The 16493-nt window shown below is 38.0% G+C and carries 15 protein-coding genes; 8 read left to right on the top strand and 7 right to left on the bottom strand.

Annotation, left to right across the window (positions count from 1 at the left end; all coding sequences use genetic code 11):
* Positions 1–138: 138 nt before the first annotated feature.
* The 4 genes from IQ31_RS09140 to IQ31_RS09125 all read left to right on the top strand — a co-directional run bounded on the left by IQ31_RS09140 (position 139) and on the right by IQ31_RS09125 (position 7433).
* A complete protein-coding gene (locus tag IQ31_RS09140) occupies positions 139–2862 on the top strand; it encodes an outer membrane beta-barrel protein (RefSeq protein ID WP_088160283.1) in 2724 nt (907 codons plus the stop codon).
* Positions 2863–2880: 18 nt separating this feature from the next.
* Entirely contained in the window at positions 2881–3669 is a 789-nt protein-coding gene (locus IQ31_RS09135; protein ID WP_088160284.1) for a GLPGLI family protein, read from the top strand.
* Positions 3670–3922: 253 nt separating this feature from the next.
* Positions 3923–6640 carry an outer membrane beta-barrel protein gene (locus IQ31_RS09130; RefSeq protein ID WP_088160285.1) on the top strand — a complete coding sequence of 906 codons (2718 nt, stop codon included), beginning with the start codon at positions 3923–3925 and terminating at the stop codon, positions 6638–6640.
* A gap of 1 nt (position 6641) precedes the next feature.
* A complete protein-coding gene (locus IQ31_RS09125) occupies positions 6642–7433 on the top strand; it encodes a GLPGLI family protein (RefSeq protein WP_088160286.1) in 792 nt (263 codons plus the stop codon).
* Between the two features lie 58 nt (positions 7434–7491).
* On the opposite strand, the gene IQ31_RS09120 is transcribed toward IQ31_RS09125, so the two are convergent.
* Complete coding sequence (locus IQ31_RS09120; RefSeq protein ID WP_070562307.1) at positions 7492–7671, bottom strand: histone H1; 180 nt, start codon at positions 7669–7671, stop codon at positions 7492–7494.
* 118 nt (positions 7672–7789) lie between these two features.
* Entirely contained in the window at positions 7790–9928 is a 2139-nt protein-coding gene (locus tag IQ31_RS09115; RefSeq protein ID WP_145327815.1) for a S46 family peptidase, read from the bottom strand.
* 176 nt (positions 9929–10104) lie between these two features.
* On the opposite strand from IQ31_RS09115, the gene IQ31_RS09110 reads away from it, so the two are divergent.
* From IQ31_RS09110 to IQ31_RS09095, 4 genes are all read left to right on the top strand, one after another.
* Entirely contained in the window at positions 10105–11475 is a 1371-nt protein-coding gene (locus IQ31_RS09110; protein WP_088163450.1) for a DEAD/DEAH box helicase, read from the top strand.
* Positions 11476–11481: 6 nt separating this feature from the next.
* Positions 11482–11727, top strand: a complete 246-nt coding sequence (locus IQ31_RS09105) for a hypothetical protein (protein ID WP_075991115.1) — start codon at positions 11482–11484, stop codon at positions 11725–11727.
* 104 nt (positions 11728–11831) lie between these two features.
* Positions 11832–12182, top strand: a complete 351-nt coding sequence (gldC, locus tag IQ31_RS09100; protein WP_088160288.1) for a gliding motility protein GldC — start codon at positions 11832–11834, stop codon at positions 12180–12182.
* Positions 12183–12209: 27 nt separating this feature from the next.
* Positions 12210–12617: an EVE domain-containing protein gene (locus IQ31_RS09095; RefSeq protein WP_075991117.1), complete on the top strand. Its 408-nt coding sequence runs from the start codon at positions 12210–12212 to the stop codon at positions 12615–12617.
* 107 nt (positions 12618–12724) lie between these two features.
* Here IQ31_RS09095 and IQ31_RS09090 read toward each other — a convergent pair whose 3' ends face one another.
* From IQ31_RS09090 to IQ31_RS09070, 5 genes are all read right to left on the bottom strand, one after another.
* Positions 12725–13252, bottom strand: a complete 528-nt coding sequence (locus IQ31_RS09090) for an acyl-CoA thioesterase (protein WP_046674180.1) — start codon at positions 13250–13252, stop codon at positions 12725–12727.
* A gap of 14 nt (positions 13253–13266) precedes the next feature.
* Positions 13267–14181 (bottom strand): SDR family oxidoreductase, encoded by a 915-nt coding sequence (locus tag IQ31_RS09085; RefSeq protein WP_088160289.1) that lies wholly within the window; start codon positions 14179–14181, stop codon positions 13267–13269.
* 182 nt (positions 14182–14363) lie between these two features.
* Entirely contained in the window at positions 14364–15308 is a 945-nt protein-coding gene (locus IQ31_RS09080; protein ID WP_088160290.1) for a M20/M25/M40 family metallo-hydrolase, read from the bottom strand.
* A gap of 89 nt (positions 15309–15397) precedes the next feature.
* A complete protein-coding gene (locus IQ31_RS09075; RefSeq protein ID WP_075991120.1) occupies positions 15398–16048 on the bottom strand; it encodes a lipoprotein signal peptidase in 651 nt (216 codons plus the stop codon).
* A 55-nt stretch (positions 16049–16103) separates the two neighbouring features.
* Positions 16104–16490, bottom strand: a complete 387-nt coding sequence (locus IQ31_RS09070; protein ID WP_046674049.1) for a TraR/DksA family transcriptional regulator — start codon at positions 16488–16490, stop codon at positions 16104–16106.
* Positions 16491–16493 lie beyond the last annotated feature (3 nt).

Below are 16493 nucleotides of genomic sequence, written 5' to 3'. Positions count from 1 at the left end.
AGGACCTCTTATTTTGCTCGAATGGGGAACTATGAACCAAAATCCAATTTTTAAGAAATAAAATTAAATTTACTGTAACAAAACATTGGTTTTATCTACTAATGTTATATTGATATTAATTTACTATCCAACAATTTTATGAAAAGAGTTTTACAAATTCTCTTATTTTTCATTTTTGCTATTCCTGGTTTGGCTTTGGGCCAATCCAAGATTGCTGGAAAAATAAGTGATGTAAAGGACCAACTAAAGTTATCAGACGCAACAGTTATGCTGTTGACCGCTAAAGATTCCATATTAACAGGCTTTACGAGATCTGACGAAAATGGTCTTTTTTCCTTAGCCAAGCCCGATACAGGAGCTTACGTGCTGATTGTGAGTTATCCCAAGTATGGCGATTTTTATACGGAGATTCAATCTGGAGTGGATTACTCCAAATTGGCTATTGGCCTAACCAATACAGCCACATTATTACAAGAAGTCATCGTTACTGGACGCATCCCAATCACAATTAAAGGTGATACCACAGAATATGATGCCGGTAGTTTTAAAGTTGAGAAGAATGCCAAGGTTGAAGATCTGTTGAAAGCTTTGCCTGGCATCACGGTTGATGCATCTGGAAAGATTACTGCACAAGGTAAAACAGTCAAAAAAGTATTGGTAGATGGTGAAGAATTTTTCGGTGATGATCCGACACTGGTGACACGAAATATCCGATCGGATATGGTGGATAAAGTTCAGGTATACGAGAAAAAATCCGAGCAGGCAGAGCGAACAGGAGTGGATGACGGTCAGCGTGAGCAAACGATCAATGTAAAGCTAAAAGAAGGCTCTAAAAATGGCATGTTCGGAAAAGCGCTTCTTGGCGGTGGAACCGACGACTATTATATGGGGCAATTGATGTTGAACAAGTTTAAGGGATCGCAGAAAATATCAGTTTATGGGCTTTTCGGTAATAATGGTACTACGAGCATGAACTGGCAGGATGCACAAAAGTATGGTGGTGATTCAGGTGTTTCCTATGGTGATGACGGATCAATGAGCTGGTCTAATTTTACGGATCCTTTTTCTGGACAAGGGGTTATTGGTGTACCTAAGGCTATAAATTCGGGCGTTAACTTCTCGGATAAATTTGATAAGGATAAACATACAGTCAACATTAACTATAAATATGGAAGATTGAGCAGCGATGGAAATGATGAAACGATTACGACCGGTTTGATCAATAACAAATCGGTGAAGAATGTAGATTCTGAAAATGACCAGCATCGTGCGAATCTGAAATATGACCTGAAATTAGATTCGTTAAATCTCTTAACCATACGAGGCGGGGCATCAAGAAAGAATCTTTGGTCAGATAACAAGCGTGAAGCTTATCAGTTTGGCCAAAATGCAGATACAACTATTGCTGAGAATACTCGAGAATTGGTGAAAAATAATATCAACGAGCTCAATTTTAGCACTTATTTTACGCACAAATTCAAGAAAAAAGGACGTTCTTTTACATTCGATGGTCAATGGAAAAGAAATGAGATGAAAGGTACTGGACATTTAAATTCCGACCTGAGAAATTATAGCTTAAAAACGGATTCAACTACAGATCAAAGTAAGGTGCGTAACAATACAAGTGACGTGCTAAGCGCTTCAATTTCCTATACCGAACCTTTATCCAAAATTTGGAATCTTGTTGTGGGAACAGGAATTGAGCAAAGTAATAGTAGTTCCATCGTGGAGTCTTTCAATATTGATGGAGCCGGAAATTATACTCAATTGGATCGTCGTTTCAGTAATAACTACGATTTTGATAGAAGCAGCAATAGGTACAAATTGGCTGTAGTTCATACAACTGAAAAATTTAAGTTCACTGTGGCTAATAATTTCAATAATGACAAATTGAAACAGTTCAATAACTATACAAGCGAGGGGATTACAAGAAGTTACTTTACGTATAATCCAAATGTAAGTGCAGGTTATTCCTTTACAAAAACTAAGGGGTTATGGATGAACTATACCGGTAAAAATCAATTACCTTCTTTAAGCCAGATCCAACCGATCTTGGATAACTCAGACCAGATTAATCGCTATTTGGGAAATGAAAACTTAAAACCATCATTTAGAAACTCATTAAATCTGAATTATAATTCGTTCCGTGTGTTGACCGGAAACTATGTTTATGTCGGTGGTAATATCTCTACCGAAAAGAACCCGATTACGCAGAATATTGATACCCTAAAAGGGATTAATACATATACTTGGAATAATGTTGATGGTAAGACAAATACTTCCTTGAACGTATGGTCTGGAGTTTATTTCAAGCTGAGCAAAAAACTTGGCCTGTCCAACTCGCCACAGTTTTATGTGAATATGAGTGATAATTATAATATGTTCAATCACCAATTGAATAAAGTCAATACGACGAACTTTAATTTTACGTATAATTTCAAGAGAGATACCAAGACAGGTTTAAATTTTGACCTGAACTTTAGTCCGCAATATCGTTTGATGAAATCAAGTTTGGAACGCAATACCAACAGTAATGGTTTTGTTTTCGCTTCCAACGGAAGTGTGGAGTATTTTTTCAACAAAACATTTAAGGTTTATACCAATTATACCTACTCCTACGAGGCGGCCACCAAAGCTTTTGATGAGAAGTTTGAGCAGTTTTTGTTGCATCCAGGTGTAAGCAAGAAATTCCTGAAAAATGAATCGTTGGTGTTGGATTTTATGATCAACGATGTTCTTAACCAGAACAAGGGCTTTAGTCGTTCGGCATCGACTTCTGTCTTTACGCAACGTCGATATGATACGATACGCAGATATTATATGCTTAAACTATCATGGGATTTTACAAAAATGTTTTTATAAAATATTAAGCGAAATACAATGTTAAAATATATCTTTTTTCTCTTCTTCTGTTGTTCAGCCTTAGGTCTTAAAGCACAGTATACATTGTTTGGTCGATCGGGAACTATTTCCTACGATAAGACGATGTATATGAAGAATATCGTAAGTAAAAAATTCATCGCTAAGGCCGATGATAACTCAAAACAGTTTTTTGAGCGTATAATACCGAGATTACCAGAAAGTGCCGTGTTAAAGAAGTCAATGAAATTCAATACCACGGAGACGTTGTTCGAATCGGTAAAAGACGAGAGCCTGGATGCAGAGATTAAGCAGTATATTATGATGCTTGCGCTAGACTTTGATGCAGCAACACTTTCAAATATGTCCAACCGATCCTTTTTGAGATACAACGATATCGTAGGTGAAAAAATCATCGTTCAGGATTCCATGAAACGCATCAAATGGAAAATCACAGATGAATACCGCGATATCGCTGGCTACAATTGCAGGAGAGCCAATGGTATTACACCAGACTCCATTTATGTCATTGGATACTACTGCAATGAAATCCCTATCAGTGGCGGCCCCGAATCCATCAATGGTCTTCCGGGAATGATTTTAGGCTTGGTTGTACCTAGTCAGCACGTCTCCTATTTTGCAACAAAAGTTGAACTCAGCAACACAGTTGTGATGGACAAAAAGAAATTTGAGAATACGAAGGTAAAACGAATGACAAGAAAAGCCATGACAGATCAGATTACAGGTGTGCTGTCTCAACATATGAATAAAGAAACTGTTCAATTTATTATGGAACTTGGCAATTTATAAAAATCACAGCATGCTGTTCACATAATATGTTGTGTATTTCTAACTGTTTAGATAAAAAAGCTCTTCTTTTGAAGAGCTTTTTTTATGATTTTTAATTTGTATTATGTTGTTAATCAATGGTCTGTTTTATTTTTTTAATATCTTTTTATTACTTGTATTTTTTTTGAGATAAACTTAAATTAACTGAAACAAAATATTAGTTTTGTGCACGAATTTTATTATTTATATAATTATATACTATCCAAACCATATTATGAAAAGAGTGGGGCAACTACTTTTACTTATTTTATTCTGTTTCTGCGGAATAGTTCATGCTCAATCCCGTATTGAAGGAAAAATCACTGATGTAAAAGATCAGCTTAAGCTGCATAATGCAACAATTATGTTGTTAACAGCTAAAGATTCCATTTTGACCAATTTTGCCCGTTCGGATGAAAATGGTAAGTTCTCTCTTGAGCGGCCTGATACTGGACAATATTTTATCATTGTAACCTATCCGAAATACGGTGAATATTACGCGGAGATCCTGCCAGGGCAGCATTACAGTAACATGTCTATTGGAATGACCAGCAGCGCAACCTTGCTGGAGGAAGTCATTGTTATGGGACGGGTGCCCATTAGTATCAAGGGGGATACAACGGAATATGATGCTGGAAGTTTTAAAGTGGAAAAAAACGCTAAAGTTGAAGATTTGTTGAAAGTCCTACCTGGGATTACCGTCGATGCCTCTGGAAAAATTACTGCCCAAGGAAAAACAGTGAAGAAAATGCTTGTTGACGGGGAGGAGTTCTTTGGTGACGATCCTATTTTAGTAAGCCGGAATATTCGTTCTGATATGGTTGATAAAATTCAGGTCTATGAAAAGAAGTCTGATAAGGCTGAGAAAACAGGGATTGATGATGGTGAACGTACACAGACAATCAACGTGAAGTTAAAAGAGGAGGCTAGACGTGGAATATTCGGCAAAGTGGATGTTGGTGGAGGTAGTGATAAATTCTACGCTGGACAGGGCTTTTTGAACTATTTTAATCAATCGTTTAAAGCTTCGGCTTATTTGATTGCAAGTAATACAGGCAAGAGTGGGCTCAGTTATGAGGAAGTATCAAACATGGGGGGAGACTACGATAGAGGCGATAATTTTAATGGTGAAGGTATTCCTAAGTCCTTGAATACGGGATTTCTATATTCAGATAAAACCGCTAACAAAAAACATGCTTGGCGGATCGACTATAAGCATATCCGATCCGATGTTGATTTGGATCGCAGCTTGTTCACACGCAATGCGGCACGCGACACGATATTGACTAGCAACAGCAGCACGTTGGCGTCAAATGAAAACAGAAAGCATAATATTGGTTTGAAATATGAATTTAAGGTCGATTCCATGTCGGATTTAACGGTTTGGGCAGGTGCAAACAAAAGGCATGATAATAGTTCTTCAGAGACACAATCAACTACTGTTAATCAATTTGATCAAAAGATCAACGATAACATGCGAAAGTTTAAGAACGATTCTAGGTCAGAACAGTATAATGCCTCAGCACTCTATGTAAGACGTTTTAAAAAGAAAGGCCGTTCGTTATCATTCAACTATTTTACATCGGGCAATAAACAGGATGGTGAGCAAGATTTGTTTTCTAAACTTAGATTTTACAAAGAAGGGAATGCTGAAAGAGATTCGACTCTCGACCAGAAGAAATTTGTTAAAAATAGCTCTTTTTCCACTGGGGGTGAATTTGCTTATTCCGAACCGCTTTCAAAAAAGATTATCCTTTCTTTCGAATATGGATTGAATCTCAACAGAAATAACAACGCAGTTAGGTCTTTCGATAAAAATCAGAATACCGGTACTTTTGATAGACTAGATAGTTTGTATAGCAATGATTTCTTATATAAAACGATAAAAAACACCTATAATTTCGCAATTAATTACAAGCCCCTAGAAAAGCTAGTGGTCAATGTCTCGAATAAGTTCGAAAATAGTAATCTGTCGCAATTAAACCGTATGGAGAATTCGAGACTTTCACGATCATTTTTTGTATATAATCCGGTGGTTGATGTTAATTATGAAATACAAAAAAATAAATCGATCAATTTGGAATATCAGGGTACCAATGGTTTGCCCTCTTTAAATCAGATCCAGCCACTGCGGTCAAATTTGGATCCGCTGAATGAATATTTAGGTAATGAAAATTTGAAACCATCTTACACCAATAATTTGAACCTAAGCTTTAGAACCTATTCTGTATTGGAAGATAAGTTTATAGGTGTCTTTTTAAGTGCATCACGTACAAACAATGCATTGGTGCAAAATACAACGATTGATTCACTGGGTAAGACGACATTTGTTTGGGGAAATTTGAATCATAATAGCAACAATCAAATTAGCATCAGGCCAATGTATTACGGCAAATTATGGAAAAAAATTCAATTGAGACATGGTGGCGGTCCATCGGTATCTTTCAGCAACAATTATAACTATGTCAATACTGTTTTGGCGAATGCCAAAGTGCAGCGTTATGGGTTCAATTATAGTCTACAGCGATCGACAACGAAAGGCTTGGACTTTGGTATTGAATTGTCTCCAGGCTATCTTATTCAAGATAATTCCATTGGCGCAATGGAAGATAGTAAGGGATTTACGTTTTCATCTGAAGGAAACCTAAAGTACTTTCTGCCAGCGAAATTTATTGTTCGGGCAGATTTTAGCTATAATTATCAGGCTCCTACGGCGGTGTACAGTAAAAAATTTGAACGATTTGTGCTGAGCCCTGCATTATCAAAAAAATTCCGAAAAGATGAAAAGTTGGAATTGACTTTTATGGTTAATGACCTCCTCAAACAGAATGTGGGTTTTGACAGAAGTCAAAACGGGACACTACTGACCGAACGCCGATACAACACAATCAGTAGATATTATATGGTTAAGCTGACTTGGGAAATAAATAAAATGCTCGTAAAATCGAAATAAAATGAAAGATATCAAAAATTTACTCGTCCTATTGCTGTTCCTTTTCTGGGGAGCCACAGCTTTTGGACAATATGCTTATTTTCCTACGCAAGGAACAATTACCTATGACAAAACCGTGTTTCTTAAAAACCTGCTCAAACGCTATGCAACCTATGCAAAAGACGAGGATACACGTAGCTCTATCAAAGAAATGATCGGGCAGATTCCCGAAAATCAGGTGTTGAAAAAGAAACTGACATTTTCCAATGATGAGGTCCTCTATGAGCATATTGCTGAAGAGTATTCGGATGTTGTTAGCGGGCTGATGCGGTCTGGAATTTTTGAGTCAGGGATAAGTGGCTACCAAAATTTGAAAAGTAAAGCATTTAATTCTGTCTTTGAGTTAGGCGGGGAACGGGTTGTCTTGGCAGATTCGACATTAAAGATCAAATGGAAAATCACGAATGAATACCGTGAAATCGCAGGTTACCCCTGCCGTAGGGCCAATGGACTTGTATTGGATTCCATCTATGCCGTTGCTTTTTATACGGATCAAATCCCTGTTTCGGGAGGTCCTTCGGCCTTTAATGGACTACCGGGGATGATCCTTGGTTTGGCGGTTCCAGAGCTGCATTACAATATGTTTGCAACGAAGGTTGAGTTGGGAGCCGTAAACCCTTCATCGGCAACCTTGTTAAAGAAGAAAGATAAACCCTTGACCAGGCAGCAGGTTTATGATAAACTGAAGGCCTCTTTCGGTGATTACCTGGGTATTAAGATTTACAATTTGGTGATGGCCTGTACATTTCTGTAAAAGCCAACAAAAAAGGCCTTTCATTTGAAGGCCTTTTTTATGTTTAACTTCGAAAAAACTATTTTCCGTCGTTTTTCTTAGCAGTAACTTCGTTACGAAGTTCTTGTGCTAAGGTTTTGATTTCTTGTAATCCTTTACGTACACGTGTACCAGCTGCAGAATTACCATTGTTGAAGAACTTGTCTGCATCAGCTTCGATAGAAGCTACTAACTCTTTTAATTTTACGTAGTTTTCCATTTTTTTATAATTATAATTTTAGTTTTTATGGTTTTTCCTAAACACTCCTTAAATATACAAAAACGAATCAAATAGAAAATAAATTTCGTTTTTTTTTATCGAAAAAGCTTAAAAAAAACTATTCAACAATCTTAAGTTCGTCAATAATGTTGGTTGCTCCTGCAAATTTATCGATGATAAATAATACATAACGGATATCAACTGAAATTGTACGTTGTAGCTTGTGGTCGAAGATCACGTCACCAGCCATAGCTTCAATATTACCATCAAAAGCTAGGCCAATTAATTCGCCGTTGCCATTTATTACTGGTGAACCTGAGTTTCCGCCTGTTATGTCGTTGTCACTTAGGAAGTTCACTGGTAAATATCCTTTCTTGTCGGCATAACGACCATAGTCCTTATTATTGTACAAATCCATCAAACGTTGTGGTAAATCAAACTCTTCGTCGCCCTTTTTGTACTTCGCAATAGTGCCTTTTAACGTCGTGTAAAAGTTTTTGTCAGCGTCATTACGGGGATCTTGTGGTAGGCCCTTGATCGAACCGTAAGTTAAACGTAACGTACTGTTCGCATCTGGATAGAATTTACCTTTTGGATTCGAAGCCAATACCCCAGCGACATATTTACGATAAGCACCTTCAAATTTGTCGTCTTGTGTTTTCCAGCTAGGATCTACTTGACGGTATCTGTTAAGTAAGGCTGAAGAAAGTTTATACAATGGGTCATTGGCTAAAATTTCAGCGTTAGGGGTCTCCAGGTAATTGTTCAGACGTTCAGCAGAAGCGAAGATGCTGTTCTTCACAGATTCTTTGACATAAGCCGTAAAGTCACCATTATTTTTTGCAGCCAATTCTGCAATATATGGTGCAATATTTCCTGCTTTTTTAGCATAAAGATTCAATTCGTCAATCAATACTTGCTCTTCAAGCGGCATGTACATTTTTTCATAACCTGCATCGATGGCAGATTTTAAACGAGGAAGAATAGCATTTCTTCTTGCTTCATCTCCAGCAGTATATACTTCTAAACCTGATCCAATTGTGTTCGGTAAAGCTGCAATTGCACTAGAACGCAACATGCCCATTAAATAGTTGTCATGTCTAGCTTTCTCGTTTGTCGAAGCATAAAATTCGTTGATTGTTTTGATGACATCACCGTATTCTGCTTTGTTTGCAGCTTTATTTGCCCATTTGTCAAATTTAGCTTCGTCTTTTGCTTTAGATTCTGCAGTTTTATGTAATGTCAAAGCATCAATCATTCCTTGACGGTTTTTCCAGTAATTAGCTACCTGAGAGTATTTTGAAGCGTAGTTCAATTTTACAGCTTGGTCTTGATCCATGAATTTTTTCATGGCATCCATACCTGTTTTAGAAGCTTCTACCCAAGCTGGATAAGCGAATTTAACATTCTGATTGATTCCTCCAGCGGGCATCCAACGATTGGTACGACCTGGATAGCCTAAGATCATCGCGAAATCTCCTTCTTGAACACCTTTTAAGCTGACAGGTAGGAAATGTTTAGGTTTCAAAGGCACATTATCTTGTGCATACTCTGCTGGATTACCATTTTTATCGGCGTAAACGCGGAAAATTGAGAAATCTCCGGTATGACGTGGCCATTCCCAGTTATCCGTATCACCGCCAAATTTTCCAATGCTATTTGGGGGTGTTCCTACCAAACGGACATCATTGTAATCTTGGTATACAAAATAATAATACTCGTTGCCTTGGTAGAATGATTTTACTTCAACCACATATTTACCATTTTCGCTATTCTCTTTTTGAATTTTGGCAATTTCAGCAGCAATGATTTTTTTTCGTTCATCTTCAGCCATTTTGTTGTTGACCAAACCTAAGATTCGTTTTGAAACATCATCCATGCGCACAAAAAAGCGAACCGACAAAGATTTAGGCTTTAACTCTTCATTTTTGGATTTGGCCCAGAAACCATTTGTTAAATGATCATTTTCTGGTGTAGAAAGTTCAGCAATAGCACCATATCCACAGTGATGGTTGGTGAATACCAAGCCTTGATCAGAAACGATCTCAGCAGTACAGCCACCATTGAATTGTACGATTGCATCTTTTAAGCTAGAGTGGTTAATGCTGTAGATTTCTTCGGCACTTAAGCGAAGCCCTTTTTTCTGCATATCTGACTCATTCAGACGCTTTAGATACATTAAAAACCACATTCCCTCATCGGCAAATGCAGCAAAGCTTGTTGTGATGAACAACAAACACATCCATAATTTTTTCATATCAACCTGATAAAAAGTTTGTTTATACCCTACAAAAATGCTTTAATTCTCTTAAAAACCAAAATATTAGACTTTATAATATGCTTTTTACCAATTTTTATGTCAATTGAAAGTAAATGTGTACCGTATTGGTGGTCAAGGAAAGTCAAATGGACTCTTTTCCTTATCTTTGCAAGATGCAGCAATCATTTGAAAATTTTAAATTCAATAAACAGATCTTAAATGCGATAGCGGAGGCGGGGTATCAACAACCGACAGAGATCCAAGAAAAGGCAATTACTCCAATATTGGCCGGGCAGGATGTGATGGGAATCGCTCAGACGGGAACTGGAAAAACAGCGGCATTCGTTTTGCCGATGCTGATGAAGCTAAAATATGCTCAGGGAAATGATGCGCGTGCGTTGATTTTGACACCAACGAGAGAATTGGCCATGCAGATCGAAGAAAATATTAAGTTGTTTTCTACTTATCTTGATTTGCGTTCAGTGGTACTTTATGGTGGATTAGGACCAAAAACTCAGATAGAAGCACTCGAAAAAGGAGTGGATATTATCGTGGCAACTCCAGGTCGATTTTTAGACTTGTACCTCGAAGGGCACATTGTTGTCAAATCACTCAAATTTTTGGTCTTGGATGAGGCCGATAAGATGATGGATATGGGTTTTATTAGTAAGATCCATCGTGTACTTGAAATTGTGCCACGCAAACGTCAGAACTTATTGTTCTCAGCAACAATGAGTGAGCTTGTTCGCAAAATTGCAGGTGATTTCTTAGCGTTTCCGACCATTATTGAGGTGTCCGAACAAGCTACACCAGCCAAGACGGTAAGTCAGGCGCTATATGTCGTTCCTAACCAAAAGACAAAATTGAATTTACTTCAACATCTCTTGAAAGATGATGAAGCGTTTAGTCGACTGATTGTTTTCTGTAAAACAAAGCAGGTAGCAGATAATGTCTTCCACTTTTTGGAACGTAAATACGGTAAAGATGAGGTTCGTGTTATTCATGCCAATAAAGGTCAGAATACACGTATCAACTCCATCAATGCGTTTAAGGAAGGGAATATTCGTATTTTGGTCGCAACGGATGTGGCGGCGCGAGGGCTTGACGTTTCTAATGTAAGCCATGTGATCAACTTTGAAGTACCTATTGTTATAGAAGATTATGTGCATCGTATTGGACGTACCGGGCGAGCTTTCAATGAGGGGGATGCTATCACGTTCTGTAATGATGCTGAGAAATATTATGTTCGCAAAATCGAAAAATTGATCAAGCAAAGTATTCCTGTCTACGCACTACCAGAGGATGTTTTTATAGAGAAAACACCCTTTCATGAAAAACAGGATATTGCACGAGAGATTGATAATCAAAAGCGGAAAGATGATCCAGATTTCCAAGGTGCTTTTCACGAGAAAAAATACGTTATCAAACAGAAAGAAGTGCGGGAGGCACAACGAGCTTCCGGATTTAAACCAAAAGCAAAAAGTAAAAGTAAGTCTGCAGGCGGAAAATCGGGAGGAACAAATCGTAATTTTAAAAAACGTTAATTTATTGTGCGCTTTACACCACTAAATATCGCTAGTGCATGCCTTGTTGCCTGGTTTGTTATGGAAAACCCCAATGACGAAAAGGCCTTATTTACTTGGGGCGCATTTATCCTATTGTTGTTGATATTGACCGTCATTGATATTGTATTTAGGGTCTTTGTAAAGCCAAATAAAAAAATGTGGTTATTACAATTGGCATTTTTGGTAGTCGTTTGTGTCACCAGTTTAATTGTCAAAGTAACCTTTGGGTAAGAAGTAAAATTAAAAATAAAGACGAGTTAGGTTGTGAATCGATGGCAAATATAGTTCCTGTTTCAAAAAACATAGCTCAATATAAATAGCTCAATAATATTAAAATGAAAAAAGCTGAAATAAAATTACAGGTAGAGTTAGATGAAAACAACGTGCCTGAAAATATCATGTGGTCTTCTACAGATGGAAATAATGCGGAGGAATTACCTGCAAAAGCGATGTTTTTAGCCCTATGGGATTCACATTATAAAAATTCAATGCGTATTGATCTTTGGACTAAAGATATGCCCTACGATGAGATGAAACGTTTTTTCTATGAAACGCTGCAAACATTGGGCGACTCTTTTATCCGTTCTTCAGGCGGTGATCCGATGGCGGAAAAAGTTATTGGCGACTTGCGTGATTACTGTGCGCATTTTGCAGATAAAATGGAAGTTTTAATGCCACAACAATAGTTTTTAACGCTTAACAGAAATTTGACCATGCAATACTTCTTAGTAAAATCTGAACCATTTAAATATAGCTGGGAACAATTTAATAAAGATGGCCGTACATTTTGGGATGGCGTTCGTAATTATCAAGCTAGGAATAATATCAAAGCTATGAAAGAAGGGGATCTGGTTCTGTTCTACCATAGCAATGAAGGAAAAGAAGTTGTGGGGGTGGCCAAAGTCGTCAAGGAATTTTATCAAGATCCGACAACAGATGATGAGCGTTGGGTCGTGGTGGATCTGGCACCTGTAGAGACGCTGAAGAAATCCGTTACGTTGGAAACCATTAAGGCTGATGAGCAGTTGCAGGATATCGCCTTGGTCAGACAAGGACGTTTGTCTGTAATGCCTTTGAAGCCAGAAGAATTTGATCGGATTTTAGCGCTTGGCAACGCGTAAGCTAGCGCAAATAAATCGACCCAGTGTATGGGGATATAAAAAAAGGGAAAACGATCGTTTTCCCTTTTTGATTATTTACAAGGTATGTAAGTCATGAACATCAAGCATTAGTTCTTTTGGCTAAAAAGACTGACCAGCGCTTTTAATTTTTTTGCATTTTCAGGCTTTAATTTCCCCGCGAGAATAAGGCGCAGTTCTCTTCGTTGTAATGCATCTTCGTAAGCTTTGTGTTCTATATCTGTTTCCGGAATTAATACAGGCACAGCTTTAGGATTGTTATCCGCATCAACAGCAACAAAGGTATAATAAGCTTCGTTGGTTTTTACACGGGTGCCTTCCGGTAAATTAGACGCGAAAATTTCCATGCGTACTTCCAAAGAACTATTAAACGCACGCGTTACCTGAGCTTGTATCGTGACGACCTCACCAAGTTTAATGGAGCGCTTAAAAGATACATTGTCGACTGATACTGTTACGACGACATTGCTACAGTGTTTTTGAGCAGCAATAGCCGAACAGATATCCATCCAATACAATAAACGGCCACCCATCAAATTCCCAAAAGTATTTGTGTCGTTGGGTAATACCAATTCGTTCATCTCAGTGTATGACTCTCGCGCAAATTTCTCTATCATATCATTATTTGTCATTATCGTCCAAACGTTTTGAATTGATTATCTATGATTGCCAAAGAATCCATAAATGACGTCGGCACATAACCCAATTCAGCGTTAGATCTAGTCAGATCAAAGCCTGTCTGCCGTGGCCTGTTCTCCGCCTGTCCAATGCTGGCAGCACTGATCTCTGAAATCAGTCCTTTGTCTAGTTGCCAGTAGTCTGCAATTTTGTAGACTGCCTCATTGATCGACATTAATTCTGCTCCTGAAATATGAAATATTCCCTGCGCTTTTCTGTCAATAGCGAGTTGGCAAGCATAAGCTAAATCATCCACAAAGGTAGGCATTCTCCATTGGTCATTGACTACTTTTATGGGTTCATTTTGCGACAACTTACTTTTAGCCCATAATACTAGATTCGAACGATTGGGGTCAGCATTGATCCCATATACTAATATCGTGCGAAGGATAGCATAATTACAGTTGGATTGTACAAGCACTTGTTCGGAAGCATATTTACTCTTCCCATATTCACTTTGTGGATTGGGGAGATCTGTTTCATCATAAGGCGCATTTTTTTTGCCATCAAATACAAAGTCCGTGGATAAGTGGATCAGTTGTGTCTGATGTGCAGTACAATAGGAAGCCAGATCGGCTACGAGATCGACGTTAAGCAATTGACATGCTGCTTGATCTGCTTCACAAGCTTCCACACTGGTCATAGCTGCTGTATGTACAATTGCATCAAAAGTTTGTGCAGATAAAAAATCTGTCAGTTTTTCCCGATCCGATAGGTCTACCTGAAAGAAAGCATAATTCACTTGATTCGGGTTACGATTTGGACCCTTTGAAATGGCGACAACATCATATTGGTCATTTTTAGCAAGTAAATCAACGACTTTTTGGCCAAGGAATCCATTGGACCCTGTCACTAGAATTTTTTTCATCAACAATAATTAAATGATATCCAAGCACCTGTTTATAAAGACTCGTTTGCAGGGTCTTAAGTGCGCTGTTTAGTTTATTCGTGTATGTCTACAAACTAATTTACTAATCTCTGTTATAGTATTTGAGCATATAAAAAGCTAGATTATCACATGCTGTTAGACACAAATCCGCCTTTTTTGTTTTAGTTGGTCCATATAAAATCCATTTTACTGGATTGTTTCATGATATTTTCAACTACTGTTTTTTCTAGATCCAAAATGGATTTTAAAGCGTTATAATCGATTTTATCGGCATCATCGGTCGGCATATGATAGTCTGGGTGTCCACCAGTATGGAAAAACAACACCGGTATATTCTTTTTGTAGAATGAAGTTTGGTCAGATCCGCCGTTGCCATCCTTGCTAAGATTAAATTTTATAGGTGCCTGAACATCTTTGAATATAGCTGGCCATTGACTACTTGTTCCATAGCCGATTACAGCAAGGCCATTGCTGGGATTATAACGGCCGATCATATCCATATTGAGCATGGCTGTGATTTTCTCCAATGGTAGGGTAGGGTGTTCCGTAAAATATTTGGAACCAACTAATCCCAATTCTTCCGCTCCGAAAGCAATAAACAACAAGTTGTAGGGTTCTTTTTCATTGTTGCTGCTAAAGTAACGTGCGAGCTCCAATAAACCAGCAGTACCAGAGGCATTATCGTCGGCTCCATTGTGGATTTTGCCTACTCCTAAGGAGTCTTTTGAACTTCCTTGACGACCTGTTCCCAAGTGATCGTAATGTGCGCCTATAACAACTGTTAAGTCTGCACCATTGTCAATAAATCCAATGATATTATCTGCATTGCGAATGCTGTCTGCAACTTTTACTTTCCAGACTTTGGCTTTGAAGGATTGGCGGTACCCTTTTTCACCTTTAGGCTCAAGTTTGTATTTTTTGAATTCCTTTTCAATATAATCTGCAGCTTGAAATACTTCCTTACTGCCCGTTCCCCGTCCCTGCATTTTGTCGTCAGCGAGGTAATAGATATGTTTCTTTAAGTTGGAAACTTCGATCTGTTGTGCCTGTGCTATTTGGATTCCTAGTAGGCCGCAAAATGTCAGAAGTAGGCTAATGTTTTTCATGCTAATAGTAGAGTTTAGATAGTTGTATTGGGTTATATGTACAAAAAAATAAAAGCCTTGGGATTAACAAGGCTTTTAGGGATATTTCGTTAATCTTCAACGATTTCACTGTGGATGCTGGATTTCTCTTCTTTTTCTGTTTTGAAATACCGTTTTTGAAATAACAGGATCAAAACCACCCCAACAGAAATTGCCGAGTCGGCAATGTTGAATACAGGTCGGAAGAAGAGGAACTCTTCACCGCCCCAAAAGGGCACCCAAGAAGGGAAGTTGCCTTGAATTAATGGGAAATAAAGCATATCGACCACTTTTCCGTGCAGGAAGGAAGAATAACCACCACCTGCTGGGAATAAACTTGCTTTATCATACCAGGTACTTTCACTAAAGATGACACCGTAAAAAGCAGAATCGATGATATTTCCTAAGGCACCGGCAAGAATTAGGGCAACATTCAAGATGAAACCACGGTTATACTTATTTTTGATCATGTAATGCAGGCCGTATCCAATACCAGCTACGGCTAAAATACGAAATACCGTCAAAAATAATTTTCCATAATCACCGCCAAATTCCATACCATAGGCCATTCCATTGTTTTCAATAAAATGAATCTGGAAAAATTTGCCCAATACATGGTGGCTTTGTCCAATTGTCATTGTGAGCTTAACCCATATTTTTGACAATTGATCTATTAAAAGTATCGCTACGATGAGCGCGATCGGTTTCGTATAACCCTTCATTGTGTTATAAAAATGGTCTTTGCCTAAGCAAAGACCATATATTTAATGCCTAAAATTAATATTGTTTGTTTTTCGCTTCGATGCTCAACGTTGTATGTGGAACAGCTTTCAAACGTTCTTTTTGAATCAGTTTTCCGGTCTCTCTACAGATACCATACGTTTTGTTCTCGATGCGCACCAACGCTGCTTCTAGGTTGTCGATAAATTTCTTTTGACGAGCAGCCAATTGATTTGTTTGCTCTTTTTCTAAAGTAGCTGAACCGTCTTCCAATGTCTTGTACGTTCCAGCAGTATCGTCGGTACCATTAGCATTACTGTTATTAAGCGTTGCGGTCAACGAGGAAAGCTCTTCTTTTGCTATTCTAAGCTTGTCCAAGATAATATCTTTGAATTCTTGTAATTCTGAATCGCTATAGCGTGTTTTCTCGTTGTTGTTTGCCATAAT

The sequence above is a fragment of the Sphingobacterium siyangense genome (assembly GCF_007830445.1).
GTDB classification, from domain to species: Bacteria; Bacteroidota; Bacteroidia; order Sphingobacteriales; family Sphingobacteriaceae; genus Sphingobacterium; species Sphingobacterium siyangense.
The sequence above is the reverse complement of the archived record's forward strand: the minus strand, read 5'-3'. Positions and strand labels throughout refer to the sequence as shown.

Coding starts and splice junctions, on each gene's coding strand:
- IQ31_RS09140 (WP_088160283.1), top strand. CDS start 139: ATGAAAAGAGTTTTACAAATTCTCTTATTTTTCATTTTTGCTATTCCT.
- IQ31_RS09125 (WP_088160286.1), top strand. CDS start 6,642: ATGAAAGATATCAAAAATTTACTCGTCCTATTGCTGTTCCTTTTCTGG.
- IQ31_RS09070 (WP_046674049.1), bottom strand. CDS start 16,490: ATGGCAAACAACAACGAGAAAACACGCTATAGCGATTCAGAATTACAA.
- IQ31_RS09080 (WP_088160290.1), bottom strand. CDS start 15,308: ATGAAAAACATTAGCCTACTTCTGACATTTTGCGGCCTACTAGGAATC.
- IQ31_RS09085 (WP_088160289.1), bottom strand. CDS start 14,181: ATGAAAAAAATTCTAGTGACAGGGTCCAATGGATTCCTTGGCCAAAAA.
- IQ31_RS09130 (WP_088160285.1), top strand. CDS start 3,923: ATGAAAAGAGTGGGGCAACTACTTTTACTTATTTTATTCTGTTTCTGC.
- IQ31_RS09135 (WP_088160284.1), top strand. CDS start 2,881: ATGTTAAAATATATCTTTTTTCTCTTCTTCTGTTGTTCAGCCTTAGGT.
- gldC (WP_088160288.1), top strand. CDS start 11,832: ATGAAAAAAGCTGAAATAAAATTACAGGTAGAGTTAGATGAAAACAAC.
- IQ31_RS09120 (WP_070562307.1), bottom strand. CDS start 7,671: ATGGAAAACTACGTAAAATTAAAAGAGTTAGTAGCTTCTATCGAAGCT.
- IQ31_RS09095 (WP_075991117.1), top strand. CDS start 12,210: ATGCAATACTTCTTAGTAAAATCTGAACCATTTAAATATAGCTGGGAA.
- IQ31_RS09090 (WP_046674180.1), bottom strand. CDS start 13,252: ATGATAGAGAAATTTGCGCGAGAGTCATACACTGAGATGAACGAATTG.
- IQ31_RS09115 (WP_145327815.1), bottom strand. CDS start 9,928: ATGAAAAAATTATGGATGTGTTTGTTGTTCATCACAACAAGCTTTGCT.
- IQ31_RS09110 (WP_088163450.1), top strand. CDS start 10,105: ATGCAGCAATCATTTGAAAATTTTAAATTCAATAAACAGATCTTAAAT.
- IQ31_RS09075 (WP_075991120.1), bottom strand. CDS start 16,048: ATGAAGGGTTATACGAAACCGATCGCGCTCATCGTAGCGATACTTTTA.